Source organism: Pseudomonas sp. ChxA (genome assembly GCF_030263855.1).
GTDB lineage: Bacteria > Pseudomonadota > Gammaproteobacteria > Pseudomonadales > Pseudomonadaceae > Aquipseudomonas > Aquipseudomonas fluorescens_CB.
Map to the genome: position 1 here is coordinate 5,270,971 of NZ_JARPMK010000001.1, position 23,405 is coordinate 5,294,375.

Consider the following 23,405-nt stretch of genomic DNA (forward strand, 5'->3'; position numbering starts at 1 on the left):
ACCCATGAATAAACATGCCGTTCACCAACTGATCCTGGAAAAACTCAGCGTCGACCTCGACATCGCCCAGCGCGCTGCGCAGACCGCCTACGAAACCGCGACCCATGAAGAAAACATCGCGGAAAACAAATACGACACCTTGGGGCTGGAAGCTTCCTACCTCGCGGCCGGGCAAGCCAAGCGCGTCGAAGAGATCAAGCAAGCGCTGGCCCTGTGCCAGAACCTGCAACTACGCGCCTACGATGATCAACGCGGGATAGAGGTCGGCACGCTACTGGGCCTGGAAGACGAGAATGGCCGCCAGCAGTGGCTGTTCCTGGCGCCGGATGCAGCTGGCCTGAAAGTGGATGTGGTGGGCCAGCCGGTGACCGTCATCACCCCGCGCTCGCCTTTGGGCAAAAGCCTGCTGGGCAAGTTCGAAGGTGATGAGGTGGATATTCTGGTGGCGGGCGCCCGGCAACACTTTACGGTTACCGAGGCCAAATAAACCACTCCTGTGGCGAGGGAGCTTGCCCCCGCTGGGGTGCGTAGCAGCCCCAAAAAACTTGCGGGCGCTACGCACCCGAGCGGGAGCAAGCTCCCTCGCCACTAAAAGCTCGCCCTCACCGTCAGGCAATATCAGTGGACGGGCAATTCAACGCCGTCAAACAACTCCTCGAGTTCCTGCTTATTGTGGCACTGGATCGCCTTGGCCATGACTTCACGGGTCAGGTGCGGCGCAAACTTTTCGATGAAGTCGCACATGAAGCCCCGCAGGAAAGTGCCGCGGCGGAAGCCGATCTTGGTCACGCTGGACTCGAACAATTCGCTGGCGTCGAGCACGACCAGGTCTTTATCGAGGTTGGTGTCGACCGCCATCTTGGCGACGATACCGACGCCCAGGCCCAGGCGCACGTAGGTCTTGATCACGTCGGCGTCGGCGGCGGTGAACACCACTTTCGGCGTGAGGCCGCGATGGCTGAAGGCTTCATCGAGCTTGGAACGGCCGGTAAAGCCGAACACGTAAGTGACGATCGGGTATTCAGCCAGGGCTTCGAGGGTCAGCTTCGGCAGCTTGGCCAACGGGTGGCCCTGAGGCACAACCACGCAACGGTTCCAGCGGTAGCACGGCATCATCACCAGGTCGCCGAACAGCTCGAGGGCTTCGGTGGCGATGGCAAAATCGACGGTGCCGTCAGCGGCCATCTCGGCGATCTGCATCGGCGAACCCTGGTGCATGTGCAGGGCGACATCGGGGTATTGCTTGATGAAATCGCGGATCACCGGCGGCAAGGCATAACGTGCCTGGGTGTGGGTGGTGGCGATCGACAGGGTGCCTTTCTTCTCGTTGGAGAATTCCTGGGCGATCTGCTTGATGCTTTCGACTTTGCGCAGGATCTCGCCGGCGGTGGTGATGATGCGCTCACCGGCCGGGGTAACGCGGGTCAGGTGCTTGCCGCTGCGCGCGAACACTTCGACGCCCAGCTCGTCTTCGAGCAGGCGGATCTGCTTGCTGATACCGGGTTGCGAGGTGTAAAGGCTTTGAGCGGTAGCGGAAACGTTGAGGTCGTGGTGCGCCACTTCCCAGATGTAGCGCAGTTGTTGAAGCTTCATATATGTCCCTCAAAGCGGATAGACGCCACGGGTATCAGCGACGGTATATAACTATATTAAAGGTCAGACAGATAAATCTAGAACTTTTTATCGTTTTTACCAATCACGCATCATCACTGCGTCGACGCTGCAACGACGGCACCATATAAACCGGCACTGTCGCCAACTGCAGCACCCGCGCCGCTGTGCGCCCAAGCGGTGTGGCGGCCGCAGTTGCGTGGCTATGACTTCCTACGATCAACAGGTCAACGGAAAGTTTACGCAGCTGGTCGAGAATCACCTCGCACGGGTCCCCCTGGATGACGCGCACCGAGCGAATCAACTGCAAGTCTTGCTCGCCCTCCCCCAACTCCTCGCGAAAACTGTCGAGCACCCGTTGCTCGATGGTCGCCATCACCGTGTTCAGGCCCTGGCTCTGCCATTCGCTCAGGGCCTTCTCATCAAGGTAGCTCTGCAGCACCGATTCGGCGAACAAGCCAATCGGCTCGACCACATGGATCACATACAAATCCGCCTTGAACGTTCGGGCCAGCGCCAGCGCATGTTGCATGACATACGGCGCATACAGACCGAGGTCCGTGGCATACAGCATCGAACGAATCATAGAACCTCCTGGACTGCCAGGATGGCGGGGATTGATTGAGCTTAGCAGCTAGCTCTCGGTCTGGATTTTCAACTCATTGCTGATGCCATGGGGCACATGCCCGGTGGTCACCACCTCCCTGGCTTTCTCACAATGACCGGCCTGGTCATCGAAAAACACATCGGCGGCGAACGCTTCCAGGAACGCGGATTTCTCCAGGCCGCCAAGGAACAGTGACTCATCCAGGCGGATGTCCCATTCGCGCAAGGTGCGAATCACCCGCTCATGGGACGGCGCCGAACGCGCAGTGACCAGGGCGGTGCGGATCGGGCAGGCCTCGTCCGTGAACTCGCGCTGCAACAAGTTGAGCGCCGCCAGGAAGCCCTTGAACGGGCCGCCGTGCAAAGGCTCGCGTGCCGACTCGCGCTCGCTGGCATGAAACGCCTCTATCCCACCGACCTGATACACGCGCTCGGACTCATCGGAAAACAGCACCGCATCGCCGTCGAATGCAATGCGCAGCTCTTCACTCGATGCCCGGCGCGCGCCGCCGGACAGAATCGTCGCCGCAGCGAAACCAGCATCCAGGGCGCTGCGGACATCTTCAGCATGGGTGGACAAAAACAGATGGCAACCAAACGCGGCCAAATAAGGATAGGGACTACGCCCGCCTACGAAAGCGGCGCGGGAAATATCCAGGCCGTAATGCTGGATCGAATTGAACACGCGCAAACCGGTATCGGCGCTGTTGCGTGAGACCAATACCACTTCGACGCGGGCACGCCCAAGGCTGGCGTTGAGGCTCAAGAGCTTCTTGACCAGCGGGAAGGCGTCGCCGGGTTCGAGGGTTTCTTCCTCGTGTTCGATCTGGTATTTGCGATAAGCCTCGACCCCTTCGGTCAGGTAGACCTTGTGGCTGTCGCTCAGGTCGAACAGTGCCCGTGACGAAATCGCCAGCACCAGTTTGTCGCCCAATCCTTTCGCCATGGTGTTTCTCCCCAAATCAGCGGTTGCGCCGATCAATAAAACTCAAGGCCTGGTAGAGCGCCTGCATGCGTGGCAATTCACAGCCCGCCGCTTTGGCAGCGGCCAATGGCCGGGCGTAGATTGCCGCCAGTTCCAGCGGGCGTTTGTGCACGTGGTCGTGGTACATGCTGGGCAGGTAGTCAGCCATCGTGTCGGTCATGGTGAGCATTTGCTCGACGTAACTGCCGGGAATTTCATGCCCACAGGCGTGGGCGCCCTGTACCACTTCGGTCATCAAGGCCTGGATCAGTTCGCGACTGGACTCATCGGCCATCATTGCGCTGGTGCCGGTGCCCAGCAACACCGAGAGGCCATTGAACGGCACATTCCAGACCAATTTATGCCACCGGGCCTGGTGTACATTGGCCATCGCCTGGGATTCGATACCGGCCTGGTGAAACAGCGCGGCGCCCTCTTCGACAATGGCTTGCTGGCGTGCCTCATCATTGGCCGCCGTGCCACTGTGATAGCCAAGATTCACCCGGCCCAACGCCTGATGCTCGACGACACCCGGCCCGGAACGATGCACGCCGATGTAACACAGGCCACCCAACAGGTGCAGCGACGCAGGCAGGTGTTCGCGCAGACTGTCTTCGACGTCGAGGCCGTTTTGCAGAAGCACGACCTTGGCGCCCGGTGCGGCGACCTGGGCAAGGGTTGGGGCCAGCTCCACATTGCCGGTGGATTTGGTGCCGACCAGCAGCCAGTCGCACGCCGGCATATCGGCAGCCTGGGCATAGGCCTGCACCGGGTGCAGGTGCAGCTTGCCATGCAAGGTGCTGTTGAGGTGCAGGCCTTGATCGGCGACCACCGCATATTCACTGCGCAACAGAAAGTGCACATCGAACCCGGCACGCGCCAGCATCAGGCCGTAGAAACCACCGATGGCACCGGTGCCGATAATGCCGATGCGGGGCGACTGTGCTGTCATGGCAAATCCTCTGGAGTACGGGTAAGTGCTTGATTAATCGCATCTGTAAGCTCGGTCTGAGTAAGACGCGCCTGTAGCTGCCCAAGGAATTGACCCTCGCACACGAGGAACAACGCAGGCAAATGAAAGATCTGGTAGCGTTCAACCGCCCCGCCGTTGTGCCCGGCGTCCACCCAGCACACGCGCTCGACCGGCAACGTCCAGCCCGGCAGTTGCTGGCGTGCCCAACGGCAACTGGAACAGCCTACGCTGGTAAACACCAGCAGCGAAATACCTGGCAATCCCAGCAATTGCTGGTCAATATCCAGGTCGGTCAATTCCAGTTCCTTCACTATACTGCTGCCACTGCCGTCAATTGGACGGTGCTCGGAGTCCGTGTACATGGGTCGTTTTTTACCTCACCCTGATGATGTCGCTGTCGAGTTAATCCAACGTCCCGCCCCAGCTATTCCCCGCCAACGCCTGCACACTATCGGCCTGGGCGGCGTCGCCTGCAATTGCCCGCGTGCCTGGCGCCAGGGCACGGCGGTTGATCTGCGCATCCCGTCACTGGGCGCCAGCGCCCGTTATCCGGGCTATGTAGCCTGGTGTCGCAAAGTCGAAAACGGCTACCGCATCGGCATCTCCTTTACCGATGAACATGCCTTGTTCGGTGCGCGCATGGGCGAGCAAGTGTGCCAGATCGAACGCTACTGCCGCCTGCACGAAGCCACCGAGCCAACCCCTGCCCAGCTCGAGACCCTGGCCCGTGAGTGGGTCTCGCGCCATGCCAGTGAGTTCGCCCTCGACACCTTTGTGGCGCCGGTGCTGGATTAAAGCCGGCTTTGCCCATTGTCGCGGCCCCGTGTTACGCGCTAAGGTTCCTCCCCCCTGCATTCAAATCATGCTGTGCCCGCCGCACGGGGATAGCTGGCGGCCGGCACCCGTGACCCTGGCGAGTAACACGATGGCTGATTTACCGATCAATGACCTTAACGTCGAATCCAACGAGACCCTGATCACCCCTGATCAGCTCAAGCGCGAAATCCCTTTGAGCGATGCTGCCCTGCAGACCGTGACCAAGGGCCGCGAAGTCATCCGCGAAATTCTCGACGGCACCGACCACCGCCTCTTTGTAGTGATCGGCCCTTGCTCGATCCACGACCTCAAGGCTGCCCACGAATACGCCGAGCGCCTTAAAGTGCTGGCGGCTGAAGTGTCCGACACCTTGTACCTGGTGATGCGCGTCTATTTCGAGAAACCACGCACCACCGTCGGCTGGAAAGGTTTGATCAACGACCCGTACCTGGACGACTCGTTCAAGATCCAGGACGGCTTGCACATCGGTCGTCAATTGCTGCTGGACCTGGCCGAAATGGGCCTGCCGACCGCGACCGAAGCGCTGGACCCGATCTCCCCGCAGTACCTGCAGGACCTGATCAGCTGGTCGGCCATCGGCGCACGTACCACCGAGTCCCAGACCCACCGCGAAATGGCGTCCGGCCTGTCCTCGGCCGTGGGCTTCAAGAACGGCACCGATGGCGGCCTGACGGTTGCGATCAACGCCCTGCAATCGGTGTCCAGCCCGCACCGCTTCCTGGGCATCAACCAGGAAGGTGGCGTGTCCATCGTCACCACCAAGGGCAATGCCTATGGCCACGTGGTATTACGTGGCGGCAACGGCAAGCCCAACTATGACTCGGTCAGCGTGGCGCTGTGCGAACAGGCGCTGAACAAGGCCAAGATCAAGCCAAACATCATGGTCGACTGCAGCCACGCCAACTCCAACAAAGACCCGGCCCTGCAACCGCTGGTGATGGAAAACGTCGCCAACCAGATTCTTGAAGGCAACCAGTCGATTATCGGTTTGATGGTCGAGAGCCACCTGAACTGGGGTTGCCAGTCGATTCCAAAAGACCTGGCCGACTTGCAATACGGCGTGTCGATCACCGATGCCTGCATCGACTGGTCCGCCACCGAGACGACCCTTCGCAGCATGCATGCCAAGCTCAAGGACGTGTTGCCCAAGCGCAAACGCACCTGACCTTAAACTGCACACACAAAAACGCCGGGCTAAGCCCGGCGTTGATCGTTCCCACGCTCTGCGTGGGAATGCAGCCATGGACGCTCCGCGTCCCGCCTCACTCAATATTCAGAGCTTCGCGGCATGGCGCTGATGGCGCTCCATGTAGCGCTCTACGTAAGAGCACGAGGGAATCACGGTGTACCCGGACTCTTCGGCGAACTTCAACGCTTCCTCGGTCAACGCAGCAGCAATGCCGCGTCCGCGCAATGCGTTGGGCACGAAGGTGCGATAGATGTCCAGGGTCTGCTTGCCCAGGTCCATATAGGTCAGATAGGCACGATGACCGTCCACATTGGTCTCGAACTGATGACCAGCCTGGTCATGGTGGATGGACAACGCCTCGCTCATCACTACTCCTCGCGGGTCTTGGATCTCGACCCCTACCTTACCGATGTTTTTCCGGCGAAGGAACATCTACGCCACCCCGTGCCGCTTTCGACAACGAGAAAACCTATAGCGCTCACAACCAGCACGTAGAGAATAGTAGGCACCAATGCTGCAATAGCTCAAGGCGCACTCGTCATCCCCGGCCGCTGGTGGTTACAGAAAGGGCTTCGATCAATCGATGATCGATAGCCTGAACATTGCCGGCAGTTGAAGCTTGAGACGAACTGCCGCTCTTAAAGTCACCTCTAGATGCGGCTACATACGCAAAAGATGCCGGACCAGGCAAAGACCCACTGAAAAAAAGTGTCATCGTAGATATATAAATCTACACCTGCTTGCCCAGCCTGACACAGGCTGGCCGGACCTCTCAGCTTGGATCCAGTTCCCGACAAAATGAAAATTCCTGAGCGGTTTTTATACAAACCTCCAAAAGATTAGCCAAAATAGATACGGCACAAGAATTTTTTTTGCTTCTTGCGCTACGTCAGTTTACTTACTACAAGTAATGAGTAGTATGTACGCCGGCTATCAGCTCACCCTGAGAAAGTAGCCATTTAATAGAAAGTCCTTGAAGGGGAACACGATGAACAACGTTCTGAAATTCTCTGCTCTGGCTCTGGCCGCAGTTCTGGCTACCGGTTGCAGCAGCGTCTCCAAAGAAACCGAAGCTCGTCTGACTGCAACTGAAGACGCAGCAGCTCGCTCCCAGGCTCGTGCAGACGAAGCCTACCGTAAAGCTGATGAAGCTCTGGCTGCTGCTCAAAAAGCACAACAGACTGCTGACGAAGCTAACGAGCGCGCTCTGCGCATGCTTGAAAAAGCAAGCCGCAAGTAATAATCCCTCGGGGTTGTTATCAAGCCGATCCATTCTTGGATCGGCTTTTTTATTGCCTGCAATTCAGCCCTGAATCCAGCGCAATAAAAAGCCCGCCATAGCGCAAGGCTTTGGCGGGCTTTTGATCAACAGCTTTATTGCTGCAGATCGACCGGCGTGCTGGACACCACCGGCGTATTGGCACCCGGTACACCAATCTCGGTGGGCAGGCCATCTTCGGCGGCCACCACGTCACGTACCTGATCCCAGTTGACGCGCAAGTTGTTGGCCAGGTCTTCGCGCTTGAGCAGGGCATTGATGACGGCGGTGTGCTTGTCGACCACCGAAGGCGTGCCATCGTCGTTCAACGGCGTATGCGCCTCAAGGTAGACCTTGCCGCCACTGCTGCCGAACTTGTAGGCATCGTTGATGATGCGCACCGATGTGCCGACCGGCACCATGTCGGCCATCTCCAGCACGTTGTTGTTGAACATGCGGAAGCAGCCATGGCTTGTACGCGTGCCGATACCAAATTTCATGTTCGAACCGTGGATCAGGTAACCCGGCGTGCCCAAGGTGAACTTGAATGGCCCCAGCGGGTTATCCGGCCCGGCCGGCACCACATTGGGCAGCGGGTCGCCATTGGCGGCGTGCTCGGCCTTGATCGACGCCGGCGGGGTCCAGGTCGGGTTAGGGATCTTACCGGTGATGGTGGTGTGCGCGACCGGCGAACCCCAGCCTTCACGACCAATGCCCAACGGGAAGGTGTACACCACGTTCTGGCCCTTGGGGTAATAGTAAAGCCGGTATTCCGCCAGGTTGATCACGATGCCTTCGCGTGGGCCGGGCGGCAGGATAAAGCGCGTAGGCAGCACAATATCGGTGCCCGCACCGGGCAACCAGGCATCTACACCGGGGTTGGCCGCGACCATTTCCGAATAGCCCAGGTCATAGGTGGTGCCCAGGTCGGCAAAGGTGTCTTCGTACTTGGCCTTGATCACCTGGACCTGACCGACGATGTCTTCACCCGGCGGGGGCAAGGGCAACTGCAAGGCTGACGCCGAACCAGCTGCACACAGGGCAGCAAGAGACAGGCAGCAGGTAACGACGGAAAGGCGCGACAACATCCGGAAAATCCTTCGCAGAACGACGGGTAGGTAAAAAACGAGCCGCAAGCAGCAAGCTTACAGCTTATAGCTAGAAGCTTGCAGCTGCTTCAATTATTCAAAGCGCAGCTCTGGCCAGATCAGCGGCGTGCCGCGCTTTTGCGATTCGAGAATTGCCCGGCACAGTGGGCACAGGCGCTGGTCCTGGAAGATCGCACGATCTACCGATGACCAGCGTGGTTGCGCCGGCAATAAAGTGCCGCAGAGCGTGCGGTCGATCGAGCCACCCAACTCCAGTTGACGCGCGACCAGATGCACCCGGACTTCCTGGCAGGCGAACAGATCCAGCTGCTCGTCAGGCTCGATCAGTTGGTAGTTGAACAGGGACCAGGCAGGGCGCGACATCGGGGGCTCCAGATCGGGGGGGCGCCACCTTAGCCGAAAGCCTGCCGGTAGAAAAGCGTCATAGCAGCGGTTTTAGCGTCGGCCAGACATTTTCCAGCAACTTGCCCTGTGCACCGACGGCCGGGTGAAGCTGATCGGCCTGCATCAACTCGGGATGACCACCCACGCCTTCAAGGAAAAACGGCACCAGCGGGATGTTTTTTTCCTTGGCCAAGGCACCGTAGACCTCGGCAAACGCCGTGGTGTATTTGGGGCCGTAGTTAGGGGGCAACTGCATGCCCAGCAACAGCACCTTGGCGCCACCGGCCTTGGACTGGTCAATCATCGACGCAAGATTTTGTTTCAATTGCGCTGGTGGCTGCCCACGCAGGCCATCATTGCCGCCCAACTCGAGAATAACCACATCCGGTTTATGCTCTGCAAGCGCCGCCGGCAGCCGCGCCAAGCCTCCGGCACTGGTGTCGCCACTGATGGAGGCATTGACCACTTTATCGTCGAAACCTTCGCTCTTGAGCCGTTGTCCCAGCAACGCTACCCACCCTTTGCTGGTATCCAGCCCGAAACCGGCACTGATACTATCGCCAACGATCAGGACTGTACCCGCCGCTGCGTTCTGGGCCATGCACATCAAGGCCAGGCCAGCACTCAAAAACCACATTCGCATCGGATTCTCCATGGGCGCAAGCATTCTCACCGCGCGAAACCTTAGCAAAGTGGTTCCCAGCGCGGAAGGTGAACTGACTATCCTGCACGAACTGAGCCTGGAACTGAACAAGGGCGATAGCCTGGCTATCGTCGGCAGCTCCGGTTCCGGCAAATCCACCCTCCTCGGCCTGCTGGCCGGCCTCGACCTGCCCAGCAGTGGTGAGGTCACGCTTGCAGGCCAAGCCTTGAGCACCCTGGATGAAGACCAGCGCGCGCGCATACGCGCAGAGCACGTGGGGTTTGTCTTCCAGTCATTCCAATTGCTCGACAGCCTCAACGCCCTGGAAAACGTCATGCTGCCGCTGGAACTGGACGGCCGCAAGGACGCCCGCGAGCGCGCCACCCACCTGCTGGAACGGGTAGGCCTGGGCCAACGCTTGACCCATTCGCCGCGCCAGCTGTCCGGTGGCGAGCAACAGCGCGTCGCCATCGCCCGGGCCTTTGCCGCCGAACCGGATGTGCTGTTTGCCGATGAACCCACCGGCAACCTCGACAGCCACACCGGCGAGCGCATCAGTGACCTGCTGTTCGAACTCAACAAAGAGAGCGGCACGACCCTGGTGCTGGTCACCCATGACGAGCGCCTGGCCCACCGTTGCCGACGCCTGATCCGCCTTGAAGCCGGCCTGATGGTCGCGCCCCTGGAGCCTTGATGGCACGTTTGCCGCTGTTGCGCCTGTTCAGCCTTGCCATGCGCCAATTGCTGCGCGACGCCCGCGCCGGTGAGTTGCGCGTGTTGTTTTTCGCCCTGCTGGTGGCGGTTACGGCCAGCACCGCTATCGGCTACTTCGGCGCACGCCTCAACGGCGCCATGCTGTTGCGGGCCACCGAATTCCTTGGTGCCGACCTGGTGCTCGAAGGCAGCTCACCGGCCCGCCCCGAGCAAATAAGGTCAGGGACCGAACTGGGCCTGGACCACGCACGCATTGTTGAGTTCTCCAGCGTTATCGCGACCGATAACGGCATCCAACTCTCCAGCATCAAGGCGGTCAACGAGCAGTACCCGTTGCGCGGCGAACTCAAGAGCGCCACTGAGCCCTTCGGCGCAGAAACCGCCGGAGGCGGCCCCAAACCCGGCGAAGCCTGGGTGGAAGCACGGCTGCTGACCGCGCTGGACCTCAAAGTCGGCGACAGCATCGACGTGGGCATGAAGACCCTGCGGCTGACGCACATCCTGACCTACGAGCCCGACCGCGCCGGTAACTTCTACAGCCTCACGCCGCGGGTGATGATCAACCTCGCCGACCTGGACGCCACCGGCGTGGTGCAACCCGGCAGCCGCGTGAGCTACCGCGAACTGTGGCGTGCGCCCCAGGGCAGCACGGCACTGCAAACCTATCGCGACCTGGTCAAGCCGGGCCTTGCCGCCAACCAGCGCTTACAGGATTCGCGTGACGGCAACCAGCAGATCGGCGGAGCCCTGGGCAAGGCCGAGCGTTACCTGAACATGGCCAGCCTGGTGGCAGTGTTGCTGGCCGGCGTGGCCGTGGCGCTGTCGGCCAACCGCTTTGCCAGTCGCCGCTTCGACGCCAGTGCGCTGCTGCGCTGCCTGGGTTTGTCCCGCCGCGAAACAATGCTGCTGTTCAGCCTGCAATTAAGCGTACTGGGACTGTTGGCCAGCCTCACCGGCGCCGTGCTCGGCTGGTTGGCGCAATTTGGCCTGTTCTATTTCCTGCATGACCTGCTGCCCGCCGACGTACCGCCCGGCGGGCTGCTGCCGGCGGTGGCGGGTATCGGCACCGGGCTGGTCGCCCTCGCCGGCTTCGCGCTGCCACCCTTGGCAGCGCTGGGCCGGGTGCCGCCGCTGCGGGTATTGCGGCGCGACATGCTGCCGATCCCTTCCAGCACCTGGATGGTCTATGGCGCGGCGCTGTTCGCCCTTGGTCTGATCATGTGGCGCCTGAGCCTCGATCTGGTGCTGACCTTCGCGTTGCTCGGCGGTGGCGTGATGGCCGCGCTGATCCTCGGCGGCCTGCTGTTGTTGTTGCTGCAAAGCCTACGCCGGCTACTGGCCCGCGCCTCGCTGCCCTGGCGCCTGGGCTTGGGCCAACTGCTGCGCCACCCCTTGGCGGCGGCCGGCCAGTCCCTGGCGTTTGGCTTGATCCTGTTGTCCATGGGTTTGATCGCCCTGCTGCGCGGCGAATTGCTCGACACCTGGCAAAACCAGCTACCCAAGGACGCTCCCAACTATTTCGCCCTGAACATCCTGCCGGCCGACAAAGACGCCTTTGGCGCGCGCCTGCTGGAGTTGCAAGCGCAAGCGGCGCCGCTGTACCCGGTGGTGCCGGGCCGCTTGATCAGCATCAATGGCGAGCCGGTGCAGGAGATTGTCAGCAAGGACTCCAGTGGTGACCGCGCCGTGCAGCGCGACCTGAGCCTGACCTGGGCCGCTGACCTGCCACCGGGCAACGTCCTCACCGCAGGCGCTTGGTGGTCACAGCAACCGGGCGATGGCATCCCGGGGGTGTCGGTGGAAGCCAAGGTCGCTGAAAGCCTGAAGCTGAAGCTCGATGATCACCTGGTGTTCACCGTCGGTGGCGAGAACCGCGAAGCACGGGTCACCAGCCTGCGGACCATCAACTGGGACAATTTCCAGCCCAACTTCTTCATGATCTTCCAGCCCGGCACCTTGAAGGACCTGCCCGCCACTTACCTGACCAGCTTCTACCTGGCACCCGGGCATGACCAGCAGATCGTCGACCTGTCCCGTGCGTTCCCGGCCGTCACTATCCTGCAGGTCGAAGCCTTGCTGGAGCAGCTGCGCAGCATCCTCGCCCAAGTGACCCTGGCGGTGGAGTACGTGTTGCTGTTTGTGCTGGCGGCGGGCATGGCTGTGTTGTTCTCGGGCCTGCAGGCCACCCTGGATGAGCGGATTCGCCAAGGCGCGCTGTTGCGTGCGCTGGGGGCCGAGCGCAAGTTGCTGGTCAAGGCGCGACGGATCGAGTTCGGCTTGCTGGGTGCGGTAAGCGGCTTACTGGCAGCCCTGGGCACCGAATTGGTGACCTGGGTGCTGTACCGCTACGCCTTTGACCTGGCGTGGCATCCGCACGCATGGTTGCTATTGCTGCCGGTGATCGGTGCCGTGCTGATCGGCGGCGCTGGTGTATTCGGTACGCGTCGCGCGTTGAATGCCAGCCCATTGACGGTGTTACGCGAAGGTTGAAACCCGCGCTGGCCAGCACGCCCGACGGCGTGTCGGCCAGCCTTTACTTCACATACTCGATACCCGTAATCCACCAGCACACCTCGCCGGTCGGCGTCTGCACCATGGCTTCATCGTCAACTTCCTTGCGCAGCAGCGCCCGGGCCATCGGGGAGTCGATGGAGATGTAATCCATGCGCTCATAAATTTCGTCATAGCCAACGATCCGAAACCGCTTGGTCTCGCCTTGCTCGTTTTCGATATCGACCCAGGCGCCGAAAAACACCTTGCCCTCCTGCTCGGGCATGTACTCCACCACCCGCATGTCTTCCAGGCGCTTGCGCAGGTAACGCACACGACGATCAATCTCACGCAGCAGTTTCTTGTTGTATTGATAGTCCGCGTTCTCGCTGCGATCACCGAGGGACGCCGCCCAAGTCACCTTGCGGGTAGTATCCGGACGTTTTTCACGCCACAGGTAATCCAGCTCTTTTTTCAGCGCCTCATGACCTTCTTTGGTAATCAGCTTGGTACTCAAACGCGTGCATCCCCAGACAGTGTCCAATGGTGCCGATACGCCAAGGCGTCATGCCCTGGCGCCGGCCGGCTGGGGTTGATGATAAATGAACCCTGAAAAGTAGCCAGACCATAGAGCACATCAGCTTCACGCCTGGCCATCCAGGGTTTGATCCAACTCCAGGAGCACACCTTGCAGACGCTCGCGTATCCCGGATACATGCGACAGCGCCAGCGTCAATTTTTCAGCCTTCTGGCCAACCTCAAGGTTTCGCGCCTGCAACTGCAGGGTGTGCTGCTGCAACTCCCGGCTCTTTTCTTCCAATTCGCGTTGCTCCTGTTCGAGTCGCGCCTGCCACTGCTCAAGCTTCTGCTCTCGCTCGATTGCCACTTGCTGCTGTTGCGACAGCTCTTGGGCGACCTTGGCCAGGCTGGTCAACGTGCTGTCTACCTCAACCAACGAGGCATGTTCCATCTGCGGCGCAGATGGGCGCGGTGCAGGCGCGGCCGGCTCAACCTGAACCGGCGGCGCGCTGAGCTGGACCGGTTCCGGCTCTGGCTCTTGTTCTGGCTCTGATTCAGGCTCTGGTTCCGGCTCCAATACCTGCTCCTGAGCAACCGCGACGGGTGCCTCCAGTGGTTGCGCCTTGAGCGCCTCGGAAACCGTTGGCTCAGCGGAGTCGGCCGGGTTCGTGGGCCTGGGCGGGGCAATCATCTGCGACGAGAAGCGAATCGAAGGCACGATCAACGAAGCACTTTCGATGGCCGGTAGTGCGGGCGCAGACATGCCCAGGGTAATGACCTTCATGACCAAACCCTTCTTGATGATCACTGAATGATGATCTTCCGGTCTGGCGGGCGGCAACTTGCAGCCTTTCAAATCAATGAAATGGAAAGGGATCGAAGATTCGCTAACAGCGCCGGTCTTGGTGCCGGAGGCCGCCGCCGCCATCAGGATCTGCTTGAACACTTGCATAGCAACTTGCAGGTCTTCCTTGGACTCGACCCCACCCAGGAAATACCGATCAATTTTCTTACGGAGCGCCGCGATATAGACCCTGGAGTTACCAGGTTCGGTCTCTTCATCCAGGCTATAGACCAGAAAGTTTGAATCGATCTGTGCAACGGCAAACCCACACAGTAGTGCACCGTTGATCGGCGTGTCCTGACCGCTGCGTTCAAGAACAAGCGTGCGAAGAAGCATCATGATATTCAGGCCTTATTGCGAAAGAGTAAACCTTATATAAACGCCAGATAAACACCTGACCGTTAACAAGCCTCGGAACAACGCAATTGTTTCAGCAAGTTAGGCGATGCGGCGTAGGACTTATCTGATAAACATGTCCCCACGTTCCCAAGTCCAATGATTAAACGTAACCTTCCTGGCGCTCACCGTACATGACGGTAAATGTTCCTACGCCTCGCAAAACTTATTCGGTAACAAGATGCTCGAGTTAAGCAGCCTGACAAAGCGTTTAGGTAAAAGAAACGTCATCACTAATGTCTCATTTTGTGCTCAACGCCAGGAATGCATAGGCTTGTTTGGGGAGAATGGCGCAGGCAAGACCACACTACTGAACGTGATAGCCGGGCTCGCCAAACCTTCTGCGGGGCATGTGACGGTACAGGGCTTCAACACTCAGACGCAGCCACTGCAGGCGCAAAAAAACCTCGGTTATCAACTCTAGGGCGGCTTCAGCCATCAGACACTGACGGTCAAAGGCGTGCTCAATTTCATTGCCGCTGTTCGCGGCTTCAGTGGTGCCGAAAAACGCAGCCGTGTCGATCGGGCCGCCATGCGCCTTGAGTTGTCACGGGTGCTCGATACACCGATTGCTATGCTCTCGATCGGGTTGAAACGCAGAGTCGCCATCGCCCAGGCGATCCTGCACGCCCCCGGCCTGCTGTTGCTGGATGAGCCGACCGAGGGGCTCACACCGGATCAGTTGCTCAGGTTCAAGCTACTTATCCAGGCGCTGACCGAAGACATGGCCGTCATCATCGCCTCCCGGCACTGTGACCACCTGTCCGGCCTCTGCACGCGCGCTCTGGTTATCGCCGGTGGGCACCTTGTGGCAGATACCCCGCTGCCCGACTTGCAGCGCAACTCCCGGCATTACCGCGCTGTCACGCTGGCGGCAGAAACACCCCTGGATTTACTCGCCCTTGCCGTATTACCCGGCGTGGCAGGTATCGAAGAGGACCGGCACTCGCCCGGCACCGTGACGGTTCTGGCCATGCCCGGGCACGCCATCTACCCCCATATCAATGCACTTATCGCCAGCCGCGGCTGGAACATAACGTCACTGAATCTGGAGCCAGGTCGCCTGAACGAAGTCGTTCAGCACCTGAGCCACGAGGTCACTCTTTGAAACTGTTGCCTGTCATTTTCAAGCGCCAACTGGCCAGTTATGCCTGTACACCCAGCACGTACCTCGGTATTGCCGCGTTTCTAGTGTTGTGCGCCACCTTGGGGTTGTACACAAGCAAGTGGCTGGAACAGGACAGCGGCGACCTGCTGGTGTTTTTCCAATTGCACCCTTGGCTCTACCTGCTGCTGATTCCCATGTTGTCGACACAATTGTGGTCGGACGAACACCACGCCGGCATGCGCGACATGATGAAAACCCTGCCCATCACCAGCGCAGAGCGGGTCATCGGAAAGTTTCTGGCTGCGTGGGTCGTGTGCGGTATCGCATTGTTGCTTACTTTCCCACTGGTAATCCTCGCCAACTACCTCGGCACCGCCGACAACCGTGTTATCGCGTCACAGTTTCTAGCCAGTTGGTTGCTGGCCGGCGCTTATCTTTCCGTCGGATGCTTTACGTCTGCCCTGACCCACCAACGTTTGGCTGTCTTCCTGATAACGGTGGTGATGTTACTGGCAGTCAGCGGACTTTCATCGGTTCTCGATGCACTTGAGCATCAGGCGCCGATCTGGGTCCTGGACAGCCTGGTCTCGATTAACCCGATTTCGCGTTTCGGCGCTATCGACAACGGCAAACTGACACTGCATGACGGCTTGTACTACCTCAGCATGATCCTTGCCTTTCTCTCGGCATCCACAGTCACGCTCAACTACAAAACCAGTTGAGAAGGAAAGCAAACGATGCGTTCCACTCTGAGTACGGGTATGACACTGGTGGTCATAGTGCTGCTTTTCCTTGCATTCAATCTCGCTTGGCTTGGCAAACTACCGAATATCCGCTGGGACTTCTCACAGCAGGAAATCCACACGTTATCGCCGCCTGCGCGACAACTGCTTGCGACTCTGGAACACCCACTGGATTTGTATTACTTCAACTCAAGTAATGATGCGAGAAGAAGCCAGGCAATAAACCGCTTCGGCGAACGAGTGGAAGATTTACTCAAAGAGTTCGAAAAAGCATCAGAGGGCATGATTAACCTACATGTTATAGATCCGACCCCTTATTCGGAGGATGCCTACAAAGCCGGCCTGTTCGGATTGGATGACAAGCAAGGCTTTCTTGGCCTGATCGGCACCCGCCCAGGCCAGCCCGCACAACGCATCAATGTTCTGCGCCTGGATGACGAGCCCTTGCTTGAGTACGAAATCAGCCATCTGATCCACCAACTGATGCACCCCGAGCCCCCCACCGTCGGTGTATTGGCGGGGTTGGCATTGAACGCGTCCGGCGAACAGATGCTGGCACAGATGCATCAGCATTTTGAACTGATAGGCCTGGGATCAAGCACCCCGACAGTGCCCGAATCGATCAAAACCCTGATGGTCGTGCACCCGCGCACCCTGCCGGAACAAACCCTGTATGCGATTGACCAGTTTGTATTGAGGGGCGGCAAACTGATGCTCTTTATTGACCCGGTGAGCGAGACCGAGACAAATGCCAAACCCGCCGACACAAGGCTGGACGGGCTACTGGCGGCTTGGGGCATACAGATGCCGGCGGACAAACTGCTGGTCGATCACACATTTGGCTCAGGTGCGCCAGCAGTACTGCACCCGGCCAAGCTGAACCTGCCACGGCAAGCGATGGCGGCCAACGATGTGAGTGCCTGGAAACTGGACACAGTCATCGTCTCGAGCAGCGGTGCGCTGTCGCGCGTGAGGAAAAGCCGCACCACACTCACGCCTCTGTTGCAAAGCTCCAGGCGCTCCGCCCTGCTGGACGCTGGCCGCTTTGCAACAACGTCTGCAGCCGACTTGCTGGCTGAAGGGATACCGGTTGCCGCGCAACCCCACATGATCGCGGCGCGCCTCGAAGGTCCCGCCTACTCAGCCTTTCCAGACGGCATCAAGGGACAACCCGCCGGAGTGCAAAAGGCTGCACATATCGAGGTGGTGGTGGTTGCCGATACCGATTTGCTGATGGACGCTGTGGTCAACTCTGCGCCCAATAGCAACGTGATGTTTGTCTTGAATACCTTGGATAATCTTACCGCTCCCGACGTGCTCGCAAACATTCAACCGCGTACCAGGGCCAGCCATTCTCCCCGCGCACTGGAGCAACTGCGCGAGGCTGCCGAGCAGACTTATGCGCAGAAGGCCGGCGAACTGCAAAGGCGGCTTGTGCAAACCGAGCAGGAATGGCAGCGCTTGAATCCACCGAGTATCGGCTTCGGCACCCGGGCAGTGGACACCACTATCCAATTGCAGGCGCTCAACAAGGAACGCCTGCGCCTGCCCATGGAGTTGCAGGCACTCAAGGTCCAGGCGTATGCATCCGTGAATCAAGTGGAGCGCAATCTCAAATTATTGATGATCGGCGCGGTGCCGTTGCCGTTATGCCTGATCGCCTGCGCAGTGTTCCTCTATCACCGGCGCCGTCAGTCGGCGGCTGTCGTTCACTGATCAGCCGTCAACGACGCGCAATCAGCCCTTGCCGGGCGATGCGCGTCAGTTGGCGGATCACCTCATCGGCATCGCCCGCACTGGGCGCCTGGATAACGGCAAGATCAAAGCTGTTGCTGGCAAAACGCGCCAGGGAATCGCCATCTTCCACAAACTGGATAAGAAACGCCGAGGGTCTGCCTGTACGGCGCGGCCAGCCGTCGAGGTAGCGCAGCAACGTCGGCTGATGCTTGCCGCCCAGCAGGATTTTGGGGTTGCGTTGAGTCAGGTCCGCAGTGATCGGGGCCAGGCGTATGAGGGGGCGTAGTGCATTCATCGTGTCGTGTCTCTGCCTCAAAAGTCTGCGGGCAGGTGAGAGGCAACACCGAACCAGCGCTTTAGCGGTATTTCGAAGCCTGACTCGTGATGAGTGCATGCTTCTGTCGGGCTGCATTGAGTCCCAGTGGCGCCCCGCAATTAGCTGTTTAAATCGGCGCATGAGCAGCATCCTAGAGAAGCCGGTAGGGCGATGTCAAGAATCCCGAGCAATGAAAAAGCCCGCTCATGGCGGGCTTTTTCAGGCGGTTACGCAGGTAATCAGTGGGCGATGGCGCGGTCGACGGACAGTTTGCCGGCGCCTTCGAACAGCACCGCCAGCGCACCGCCGAGCAAGGCCAAGGCGAACTCATAACCGTTGTTGGCCATGAACAGGCCGTTGTGGATATGCACCGAGAAGATCGCCACCAGCGACAGGAACGCCAGGCCCAATGCCGCTGGGCGTGCCAGCAAGCCGATGATCAAGGCCAGGCCGGCAAAGAACTCAGTACCACCTGACAGCACCGCCATCAAAGTGCCCGGTGTCAGGCCGAGGCTTTCCATGTACTGCGCCGTACCGGCCAAGCCGCCGCCACCAAACCAGCCAAAGAGCTTTTGCGAACCGTGGGCGGCGAAAACGATGCCGACGAAAATTCGCAGGATGGTCAGGCCGTAACCGGCGCGGGTGGACAGAATGCAAGTGATCAGTGGGCTCATGGTGAGAATCCTTTTCAAAGTAGGGGTTGGTTGGCCGCTATATTAATCGGATCAGACTATGATAAAAGCGCAAAAATCGCCTAATACTTATCGATAAAACCGATTATTTCCGTGAGGCAATTTTCGGCGCCGACGGTTCCAGGGATTCGCGCTCCCGATCAAACGCCAAGTAATACTTGTTCACGCTATTAACATAGCTGACGCCACCCATTCCGACCTGCTCCATGGCAATGCGCTCGACCTGGAAGAACCATTGATTGGGGTTCAAGCCCCGCCGGCGAGCCTCTGCGCGCATACCCTGAACACGCTCCGGCCCCATGTTATAGGCCGCCAGCACAAAGGCCATGCGTTCGCGCTCGTTGAGTTTGGGGCTGGCGAAGAACTTGCGGCGGATCATCGCCAGGTAGCGCGCACTGGCCTGCACATTGCTGTCCAGGCTCTCGATATTATTCACGCCCACCCGCTGCGCCGCCGATGGCGTGATCTGCATCAAGCCGGTCGGCCCGCCGCTGTTGCGCGCGCCAGGGTCGAGGGCGGATTCCTTGAATGCCAGCGCGGCCAGGTTCAGCCAGTCCATGCCCTGCTCGCGGGCGTGCTTTTGCAGCACCGGACGCAGTTTCTCCAGGCGCTGGCGATCGGCGCGGGCCAGCGGATTGCGCACTTGGTAGAGACGTCGATAGATCCGCTGGAACGCCACGTCCTGGTCGGACGGCGTGTGGTAGGTCTTGAGGAAGCGATCAATGCTGGCCCGCAGCATCGAGGCATCCTGGCGTACAAACCAGTATTCATCACCTGGCTCGCTGATGGCCACTTGCCGATCAACACGTAACTTGGGCAGGATTTTTGACCAGCGTTCGGCAATCGGCTTTTCGACGATCGTGAGGTGGAAGATCCCGGCCTGGACCATCTCCAACACATCTTCCACGGCCAGCGTCGGGTCAACCCACTCCACCTTCACCGGCGGGCGCTTGTGCAGCGCCAGTTGCTGGTTGACCTGGTTGATCGCATCCGCCGCCGCACTGCCGGTGGTCAACGCCAGGGTGCGCCCGGACAATTGCTCCAGCTTGGTAAACCGCCGCTCACCCTTCACGCCCACCAGCCATAGCGGCACACCACTGGCAATCGGGTCACTGGTGCTGATTTTGTGCGAGGCCTTCACATCGATTAATTCACCCGGCGCCACCAAGTCGCCTTCGCCACGGGCTAACGCGCCGAGCAATTGGTCCTTGGCCTTGGGGATGATCTTGAGATTGATTGCTTCGCCGTCCCGGGCATGGCCGTTCAGGTATTGCTCGAAAGCCCGCAGGCGATGGTATTCGACCCCGATGGCCTGGCCCTGGACCTCACCGGAACTGTTACGGCTCTGGTTGACCAGCACACGCAGGGTGCGACTCGAGCGGATCTGCGCCAGGTCGCGGACCTTGCCGGGCTTGGTCACTTCCAGCGGCCCGTCCAGTCGCGCGACCGCCGCCGTGGGCAGCAGTAACGTCAGGCACAACATAAGCAACGCCGAGGGTCGGATCATCCGCTCTCCGGAAAGAATACTGGCCAGCCATTTCGTGAAAGACGAAAAGCTGGAGGTCAGAAACAGAGCGCTTCAAGCGCTGGCAAGGCACGCAACGGTGGCGTCGGGGCAGGCAGTCAGCCAACCACAATGTCACTTGCGACGTTCAAAGACAGCTATAACGCGTTGTAGTTCTTAGTTTTTCTTATAAATCTACAGCTCTGATATGCTTTCCGGCCGCAGGCGGAGCTAGCACCATGCAACTCATTGATATCGGCGTCAACCTGACCAACCCCAGTTTCGACGAGAGGCACCAGGCCGTTCTCGACCGTGCCTACGCCGCTGGCGTGCAACAATTGGTGCTCACCGGCACCAGCGTCGACGGCAGCGAACAGGCGCTGGAACTGTGCGTAAAACTCGATGACAACGGCCAACGCCTGTTCAGCACCGCCGGCATCCACCCGCACTCGGCCAGTGACTGGAACGGCGACAGCGCCCAGCGTCTACGCGCATTACTCAACGAAAGCCGCGTACGTGCGGTGGGTGAATGCGGGCTGGACTTCAACCGGGACTTTTCCCCGCGCCCACAGCAGGAAAAAGTCCTCGAAGAGCACCTGGCACTGGCGGTTGAGCTGAAACTGCCGGTGTTTCTGCACGAACGTGACGCCAACCAGCGCCTGCTGGAAATCCTCAAGGACTACCGCGATCACCTGACCGGCGCCGTGGTGCATTGCTTTACCGGCGAGCAACAGGCGCTGTTCAGCTACCTCGACCTCGACTTGCACATCGGCATCACCGGCTGGATCTGCGACGAACGCCGTGGCACACACTTGCATCCGCTGGTCAGGGAAATTCCCCGTGGCCGCCTGATGCTGGAAAGCGATGCGCCGTACTTGCTGCCGCGCACGTTGCGGCCCAAGCCGAAAAATGGCCGCAATGAGCCGGCTTATTTGCCCGAAGTGCTGCGTGAAGTGGCCCTGCATCGCAATGAAACGCTGGAGGACCTGGCCGAACACAGCACCGCCTGCGCCCGTGCGTTTTTCGGTTTGCCCTCGGTGGCAACGCAGGGTTCGACCTAAGCTCAGAAGCCATACCCGATTAAATGCGGGAGCTGGCTTGCCTGCGATGCAAGCACCTTGGTATGTCAGGTGTACCGAGTTGATGCCATCGCAGGCAAGCCAGCTCCCACATGATGCGGCGCATTGACCCATGTCAAAAACGCTTTCCTGAGTAGCGGCACAATAATGGCACCTTGCCAATGCTGTTTCCGCTATCAGAGAAAACCTTCCATGGGTGCCTGGCTTAGCAATATCTCGCTGAAATACAAATTCTGGGCCGTCAATGCGGTCGCTTTCATCACCACGCTGCTGCTGGTGCTGTATGCCGTGCAGCTCGAACAACAGGCCCGCAGCGATGCGTCCCGGGCCTCAGCCCAGGCGCAGGCGCAACTGCTCGGTGCCTGGCCGGCCGACAAGGCACTGCCCACGGGCGAGCACTGGCTGACCTTTGCCCGAGGCCAAATCCCACAGTTGGCCGATCAAGATCTTTCCGCCCTGAGCACCGCCAGCGGTTGGGTCGAACTCAAGCACATGCCCTTGTTCGGGGAAAACCCGCTGATCGGTGCCGAAGTCGTCACACGTGCCGATGGCCAACAGATCGCCGTACTCGCCTACGGCCGTAGCCTCAGCCAGGTCTTCAGTGAACGCTTCGCCAACTACGCCGTGGCCGTGTTGATCCTGATGCTGGCGATGCTCGGAGCCTCGCAGTTGCTGATCCGCTTCTTGCTCAGCCAACTCAACACCCTCAAGGACGTGATGCTGCACGTAGAGAAGACTGGCGACCTGTCGGCCCGCGTGCCTCTGGCGTGCAAGGACGAAGTTGGCCAGATGGCCAGCGCCTTCAACGCCATGCAGGCCGGCTATCAGCGCGTAGTCACTACCGTGGCGCGCACCGCCCAGCAACTCGACGATGGCGCCGCGCGCCTGGCCAGCAGCATGAACGAGGTACAGCACGGCATGCTCGGCCAGCAAAGCGAAACCGACCAGGCCGCCACCGCCATCAATGAGATGACGGCCACCGTCTACCATATTGCCCAACATGCCGGCGCTACCCGCGACCTGTCCCAGACCGCCGACACCCTCGCCGGCAGCGGCCAGGAAGTGGTCATTCGGGTGCAGCGCTCTATCGCCGGCCTGTCTACCGGCGTGCAGCAGACGGCTGAAATGATCCAGAAACTCGCCGAAGACAGTCAGAAAATCAACGGTGTGGTCGGCGTGATCCACAGCATCGCCGAGCAAACCAACCTGCTCGCCCTCAACGCCGCCATCGAAGCCGCGCGCGCCGGCGAAATGGGCCGTGGCTTTGCCGTGGTCGCCGACGAAGTACGCAACCTGGCCAAGCGCGTGCAAAGCTCCACCGACGAAATCACCCGCATGGTCTCGGCGCTGCAAGCCGGCACCCGCGACGCGGTGGACTTCATGCAGGAAAGCTCGTTCAAGGCTGACGATTGCGTGCAACAGGCCCAGGAAGCCGGCGCCGCACTGGCGGAAATCACCGGCGCCGTGGCCCAGATGCGCGAAAGCAATACCCAGATTGCGGTGGCGGCCGAACAGCAGAGCCATGTGGCCGAAGAGATGAACCGTGCGGTGGTGAGCATTCGCGATGTGACCGAGAACACCGTGCAGCAGACAGTGGAGTCGGCCACCACCAGCAATCAGCTGGCGACCTTGGCTGGGGAATTGAGCAAGGCGATCGGGCAATTGAAACTATAAGCCAAGCAAGGCTGG

Annotated in this window: 24 protein-coding genes and 1 pseudogene; 11 read left to right on the forward strand and 14 right to left on the reverse strand. The window is 59.8% G+C overall.

Translation table 11 applies throughout. The features are described 5' to 3' along the window. The first annotated feature begins 4 nt into the window (after positions 1-4). The gene (locus P5706_RS23590) at positions 5-487 is read left to right on the forward strand and encodes a GreA/GreB family elongation factor (protein WP_285682111.1); all 483 of its coding nucleotides are present in this window, start codon (positions 5-7) and stop codon (positions 485-487) included. 131 nt (positions 488-618) lie between these two features. On the opposite strand, the gene cysB is transcribed toward P5706_RS23590, so the two are convergent. From cysB to P5706_RS23615, 5 genes are all read right to left on the reverse strand, one after another. Next, positions 619-1,593 carry an HTH-type transcriptional regulator CysB gene (cysB, locus tag P5706_RS23595; RefSeq protein ID WP_003189876.1) on the reverse strand — a complete coding sequence of 325 codons (975 nt, stop codon included), beginning with the start codon at positions 1,591-1,593 and terminating at the stop codon, positions 619-621. A 103-nt stretch (positions 1,594-1,696) separates the two neighbouring features. Beyond that, positions 1,697-2,197, reverse strand: coding sequence for a universal stress protein (locus P5706_RS23600; RefSeq protein WP_065929725.1), 501 nt, complete (start codon positions 2,195-2,197; stop codon positions 1,697-1,699). Positions 2,198-2,245: 48 nt separating this feature from the next. Further along, positions 2,246-3,163, reverse strand: a complete 918-nt coding sequence (locus tag P5706_RS23605) for a 5'-nucleotidase (RefSeq protein WP_285682114.1) — start codon at positions 3,161-3,163, stop codon at positions 2,246-2,248. Between the two features lie 16 nt (positions 3,164-3,179). Continuing rightward, positions 3,180-4,133 carry a putative 2-dehydropantoate 2-reductase gene (locus P5706_RS23610; RefSeq protein WP_200432781.1) on the reverse strand — a complete coding sequence of 318 codons (954 nt, stop codon included), beginning with the start codon at positions 4,131-4,133 and terminating at the stop codon, positions 3,180-3,182. Beyond that, the gene (locus P5706_RS23615; protein ID WP_200432782.1) at positions 4,130-4,516 is read right to left on the reverse strand and encodes a YbbN family protein; all 387 of its coding nucleotides are present in this window, start codon (positions 4,514-4,516) and stop codon (positions 4,130-4,132) included. Before P5706_RS23615 ends, P5706_RS23610 begins: the two co-directional genes overlap by 4 nt. Here P5706_RS23615 and P5706_RS23620 point away from each other — a divergent pair. Then, a complete protein-coding gene (locus P5706_RS23620; protein ID WP_285682117.1) occupies positions 4,515-4,949 on the forward strand; it encodes a PilZ domain-containing protein in 435 nt (144 codons plus the stop codon). The two genes, P5706_RS23615 and P5706_RS23620, sit on opposite strands and share 2 nt — an antisense overlap. A gap of 130 nt (positions 4,950-5,079) precedes the next feature. Beyond that, a complete protein-coding gene (locus tag P5706_RS23625; protein WP_200432784.1) occupies positions 5,080-6,156 on the forward strand; it encodes a 3-deoxy-7-phosphoheptulonate synthase in 1,077 nt (358 codons plus the stop codon). 108 nt (positions 6,157-6,264) lie between these two features. On the opposite strand, the gene P5706_RS23630 is transcribed toward P5706_RS23625, so the two are convergent. Continuing rightward, positions 6,265-6,546, reverse strand: coding sequence for a GNAT family N-acetyltransferase (locus P5706_RS23630; protein ID WP_003233387.1), 282 nt, complete (start codon positions 6,544-6,546; stop codon positions 6,265-6,267). Between the two features lie 622 nt (positions 6,547-7,168). On the opposite strand from P5706_RS23630, the gene oprI reads away from it, so the two are divergent. Further along, positions 7,169-7,420 carry an outer membrane lipoprotei OprI gene (oprI, locus tag P5706_RS23635; RefSeq protein ID WP_003172710.1) on the forward strand — a complete coding sequence of 84 codons (252 nt, stop codon included), beginning with the start codon at positions 7,169-7,171 and terminating at the stop codon, positions 7,418-7,420. A gap of 134 nt (positions 7,421-7,554) precedes the next feature. Here oprI and P5706_RS23640 read toward each other — a convergent pair whose 3' ends face one another. The 3 genes from P5706_RS23640 to P5706_RS23650 form a co-directional block, all read right to left on the reverse strand. Continuing rightward, positions 7,555-8,526 (reverse strand): L,D-transpeptidase family protein, encoded by a 972-nt coding sequence (locus tag P5706_RS23640; protein ID WP_200432785.1) that lies wholly within the window; start codon positions 8,524-8,526, stop codon positions 7,555-7,557. Positions 8,527-8,619: 93 nt separating this feature from the next. Continuing rightward, positions 8,620-8,910: a hypothetical protein gene (locus P5706_RS23645; protein ID WP_017136142.1), complete on the reverse strand. Its 291-nt coding sequence runs from the start codon at positions 8,908-8,910 to the stop codon at positions 8,620-8,622. 58 nt (positions 8,911-8,968) lie between these two features. Next, a complete protein-coding gene (locus P5706_RS23650) occupies positions 8,969-9,574 on the reverse strand; it encodes an arylesterase (protein WP_200432786.1) in 606 nt (201 codons plus the stop codon). A 10-nt stretch (positions 9,575-9,584) separates the two neighbouring features. Between P5706_RS23650 and P5706_RS23655 the strand changes: the two genes are divergently transcribed. Further along, a complete protein-coding gene (locus tag P5706_RS23655) occupies positions 9,585-10,268 on the forward strand; it encodes an ABC transporter ATP-binding protein (RefSeq protein ID WP_017136140.1) in 684 nt (227 codons plus the stop codon). Then, the gene (locus P5706_RS23660) at positions 10,268-12,778 is read left to right on the forward strand and encodes an ABC transporter permease (RefSeq protein ID WP_285682121.1); all 2,511 of its coding nucleotides are present in this window, start codon (positions 10,268-10,270) and stop codon (positions 12,776-12,778) included. Before P5706_RS23655 ends, P5706_RS23660 begins: the two co-directional genes overlap by 1 nt. A gap of 43 nt (positions 12,779-12,821) precedes the next feature. Here P5706_RS23660 and greB read toward each other — a convergent pair whose 3' ends face one another. After that, complete coding sequence (gene greB / locus P5706_RS23665; RefSeq protein ID WP_056857197.1) at positions 12,822-13,295, reverse strand: transcription elongation factor GreB; 474 nt, start codon at positions 13,293-13,295, stop codon at positions 12,822-12,824. Between the two features lie 126 nt (positions 13,296-13,421). Continuing rightward, the gene (locus P5706_RS23670) at positions 13,422-14,480 is read right to left on the reverse strand and encodes a hypothetical protein (RefSeq protein ID WP_285682123.1); all 1,059 of its coding nucleotides are present in this window, start codon (positions 14,478-14,480) and stop codon (positions 13,422-13,424) included. 238 nt (positions 14,481-14,718) lie between these two features. Here P5706_RS23670 and P5706_RS23675 point away from each other — a divergent pair. The 3 genes and pseudogenes from P5706_RS23675 to P5706_RS23685 all read left to right on the forward strand — a co-directional run bounded on the left by P5706_RS23675 (position 14,719) and on the right by P5706_RS23685 (position 18,104). Then, positions 14,719-15,645, forward strand: a pseudogene (locus tag P5706_RS23675) (ABC transporter ATP-binding protein). After that, positions 15,642-16,367, forward strand: a complete 726-nt coding sequence (locus P5706_RS23680; RefSeq protein WP_285682125.1) for an ABC-2 transporter permease — start codon at positions 15,642-15,644, stop codon at positions 16,365-16,367. Before P5706_RS23675 ends, P5706_RS23680 begins: the two are co-directional and overlap by 4 nt. A 15-nt stretch (positions 16,368-16,382) precedes the next feature. Continuing rightward, the gene (locus P5706_RS23685; RefSeq protein WP_285682127.1) at positions 16,383-18,104 is read left to right on the forward strand and encodes a Gldg family protein; all 1,722 of its coding nucleotides are present in this window, start codon (positions 16,383-16,385) and stop codon (positions 18,102-18,104) included. A 7-nt stretch (positions 18,105-18,111) separates the two neighbouring features. Here P5706_RS23685 and P5706_RS23690 read toward each other — a convergent pair whose 3' ends face one another. From P5706_RS23690 to P5706_RS23700, 3 genes are all read right to left on the reverse strand, one after another. Further along, a complete protein-coding gene (locus P5706_RS23690; protein WP_016975361.1) occupies positions 18,112-18,420 on the reverse strand; it encodes a hypothetical protein in 309 nt (102 codons plus the stop codon). 260 nt (positions 18,421-18,680) lie between these two features. Beyond that, a complete protein-coding gene (locus P5706_RS23695; protein WP_285682129.1) occupies positions 18,681-19,115 on the reverse strand; it encodes a DoxX family protein in 435 nt (144 codons plus the stop codon). Between the two features lie 103 nt (positions 19,116-19,218). Then, positions 19,219-20,640 (reverse strand): MltF family protein, encoded by a 1,422-nt coding sequence (locus tag P5706_RS23700; RefSeq protein ID WP_285682131.1) that lies wholly within the window; start codon positions 20,638-20,640, stop codon positions 19,219-19,221. Between the two features lie 236 nt (positions 20,641-20,876). Here P5706_RS23700 and P5706_RS23705 point away from each other — a divergent pair, with 236 nt between their 5' ends. Together P5706_RS23705 and P5706_RS23710 are read left to right on the forward strand one after the other, a co-directional pair. Beyond that, positions 20,877-21,698 (forward strand): TatD family hydrolase, encoded by an 822-nt coding sequence (locus P5706_RS23705; RefSeq protein ID WP_285682133.1) that lies wholly within the window; start codon positions 20,877-20,879, stop codon positions 21,696-21,698. A 210-nt stretch (positions 21,699-21,908) separates the two neighbouring features. Further along, on the forward strand, positions 21,909-23,390 hold the full coding sequence (locus tag P5706_RS23710) for a methyl-accepting chemotaxis protein (RefSeq protein WP_285682135.1): 1,482 nt from the start codon (positions 21,909-21,911) through the stop codon (positions 23,388-23,390). Positions 23,391-23,405 lie beyond the last annotated feature (15 nt).

Excerpts from the sequence above, each read along its gene's own strand:
- P5706_RS23590 (WP_285682111.1), top strand. The coding sequence starts at position 5 with ATGAATAAACATGCCGTTCACCAACTGATCCTGGAAAAACTCAGCGTC.
- cysB (WP_003189876.1), bottom strand. The coding sequence starts at position 1,593 with ATGAAGCTTCAACAACTGCGCTACATCTGGGAAGTGGCGCACCACGAC.
- P5706_RS23600 (WP_065929725.1), bottom strand. The coding sequence starts at position 2,197 with ATGATTCGTTCGATGCTGTATGCCACGGACCTCGGTCTGTATGCGCCG.
- P5706_RS23605 (WP_285682114.1), bottom strand. The coding sequence starts at position 3,163 with ATGGCGAAAGGATTGGGCGACAAACTGGTGCTGGCGATTTCGTCACGG.
- P5706_RS23610 (WP_200432781.1), bottom strand. The coding sequence starts at position 4,133 with ATGACAGCACAGTCGCCCCGCATCGGCATTATCGGCACCGGTGCCATC.
- P5706_RS23620 (WP_285682117.1), top strand. The coding sequence starts at position 4,515 with ATGGGTCGTTTTTTACCTCACCCTGATGATGTCGCTGTCGAGTTAATC.
- P5706_RS23615 (WP_200432782.1), bottom strand. The coding sequence starts at position 4,516 with ATGTACACGGACTCCGAGCACCGTCCAATTGACGGCAGTGGCAGCAGT.
- P5706_RS23625 (WP_200432784.1), top strand. The coding sequence starts at position 5,080 with ATGGCTGATTTACCGATCAATGACCTTAACGTCGAATCCAACGAGACC.
- P5706_RS23630 (WP_003233387.1), bottom strand. The coding sequence starts at position 6,546 with ATGAGCGAGGCGTTGTCCATCCACCATGACCAGGCTGGTCATCAGTTC.
- oprI (WP_003172710.1), top strand. The coding sequence starts at position 7,169 with ATGAACAACGTTCTGAAATTCTCTGCTCTGGCTCTGGCCGCAGTTCTG.
- P5706_RS23640 (WP_200432785.1), bottom strand. The coding sequence starts at position 8,526 with ATGTTGTCGCGCCTTTCCGTCGTTACCTGCTGCCTGTCTCTTGCTGCC.
- P5706_RS23645 (WP_017136142.1), bottom strand. The coding sequence starts at position 8,910 with ATGTCGCGCCCTGCCTGGTCCCTGTTCAACTACCAACTGATCGAGCCT.
- P5706_RS23650 (WP_200432786.1), bottom strand. The coding sequence starts at position 9,574 with ATGCGAATGTGGTTTTTGAGTGCTGGCCTGGCCTTGATGTGCATGGCC.
- P5706_RS23655 (WP_017136140.1), top strand. The coding sequence starts at position 9,585 with ATGGGCGCAAGCATTCTCACCGCGCGAAACCTTAGCAAAGTGGTTCCC.
- P5706_RS23660 (WP_285682121.1), top strand. The coding sequence starts at position 10,268 with ATGGCACGTTTGCCGCTGTTGCGCCTGTTCAGCCTTGCCATGCGCCAA.
- P5706_RS23670 (WP_285682123.1), bottom strand. The coding sequence starts at position 14,480 with ATGATGCTTCTTCGCACGCTTGTTCTTGAACGCAGCGGTCAGGACACG.
- P5706_RS23685 (WP_285682127.1), top strand. The coding sequence starts at position 16,383 with ATGCGTTCCACTCTGAGTACGGGTATGACACTGGTGGTCATAGTGCTG.
- P5706_RS23690 (WP_016975361.1), bottom strand. The coding sequence starts at position 18,420 with ATGAATGCACTACGCCCCCTCATACGCCTGGCCCCGATCACTGCGGAC.
- P5706_RS23695 (WP_285682129.1), bottom strand. The coding sequence starts at position 19,115 with ATGAGCCCACTGATCACTTGCATTCTGTCCACCCGCGCCGGTTACGGC.
- P5706_RS23700 (WP_285682131.1), bottom strand. The coding sequence starts at position 20,640 with ATGATCCGACCCTCGGCGTTGCTTATGTTGTGCCTGACGTTACTGCTG.
- P5706_RS23705 (WP_285682133.1), top strand. The coding sequence starts at position 20,877 with ATGCAACTCATTGATATCGGCGTCAACCTGACCAACCCCAGTTTCGAC.
- P5706_RS23710 (WP_285682135.1), top strand. The coding sequence starts at position 21,909 with ATGGGTGCCTGGCTTAGCAATATCTCGCTGAAATACAAATTCTGGGCC.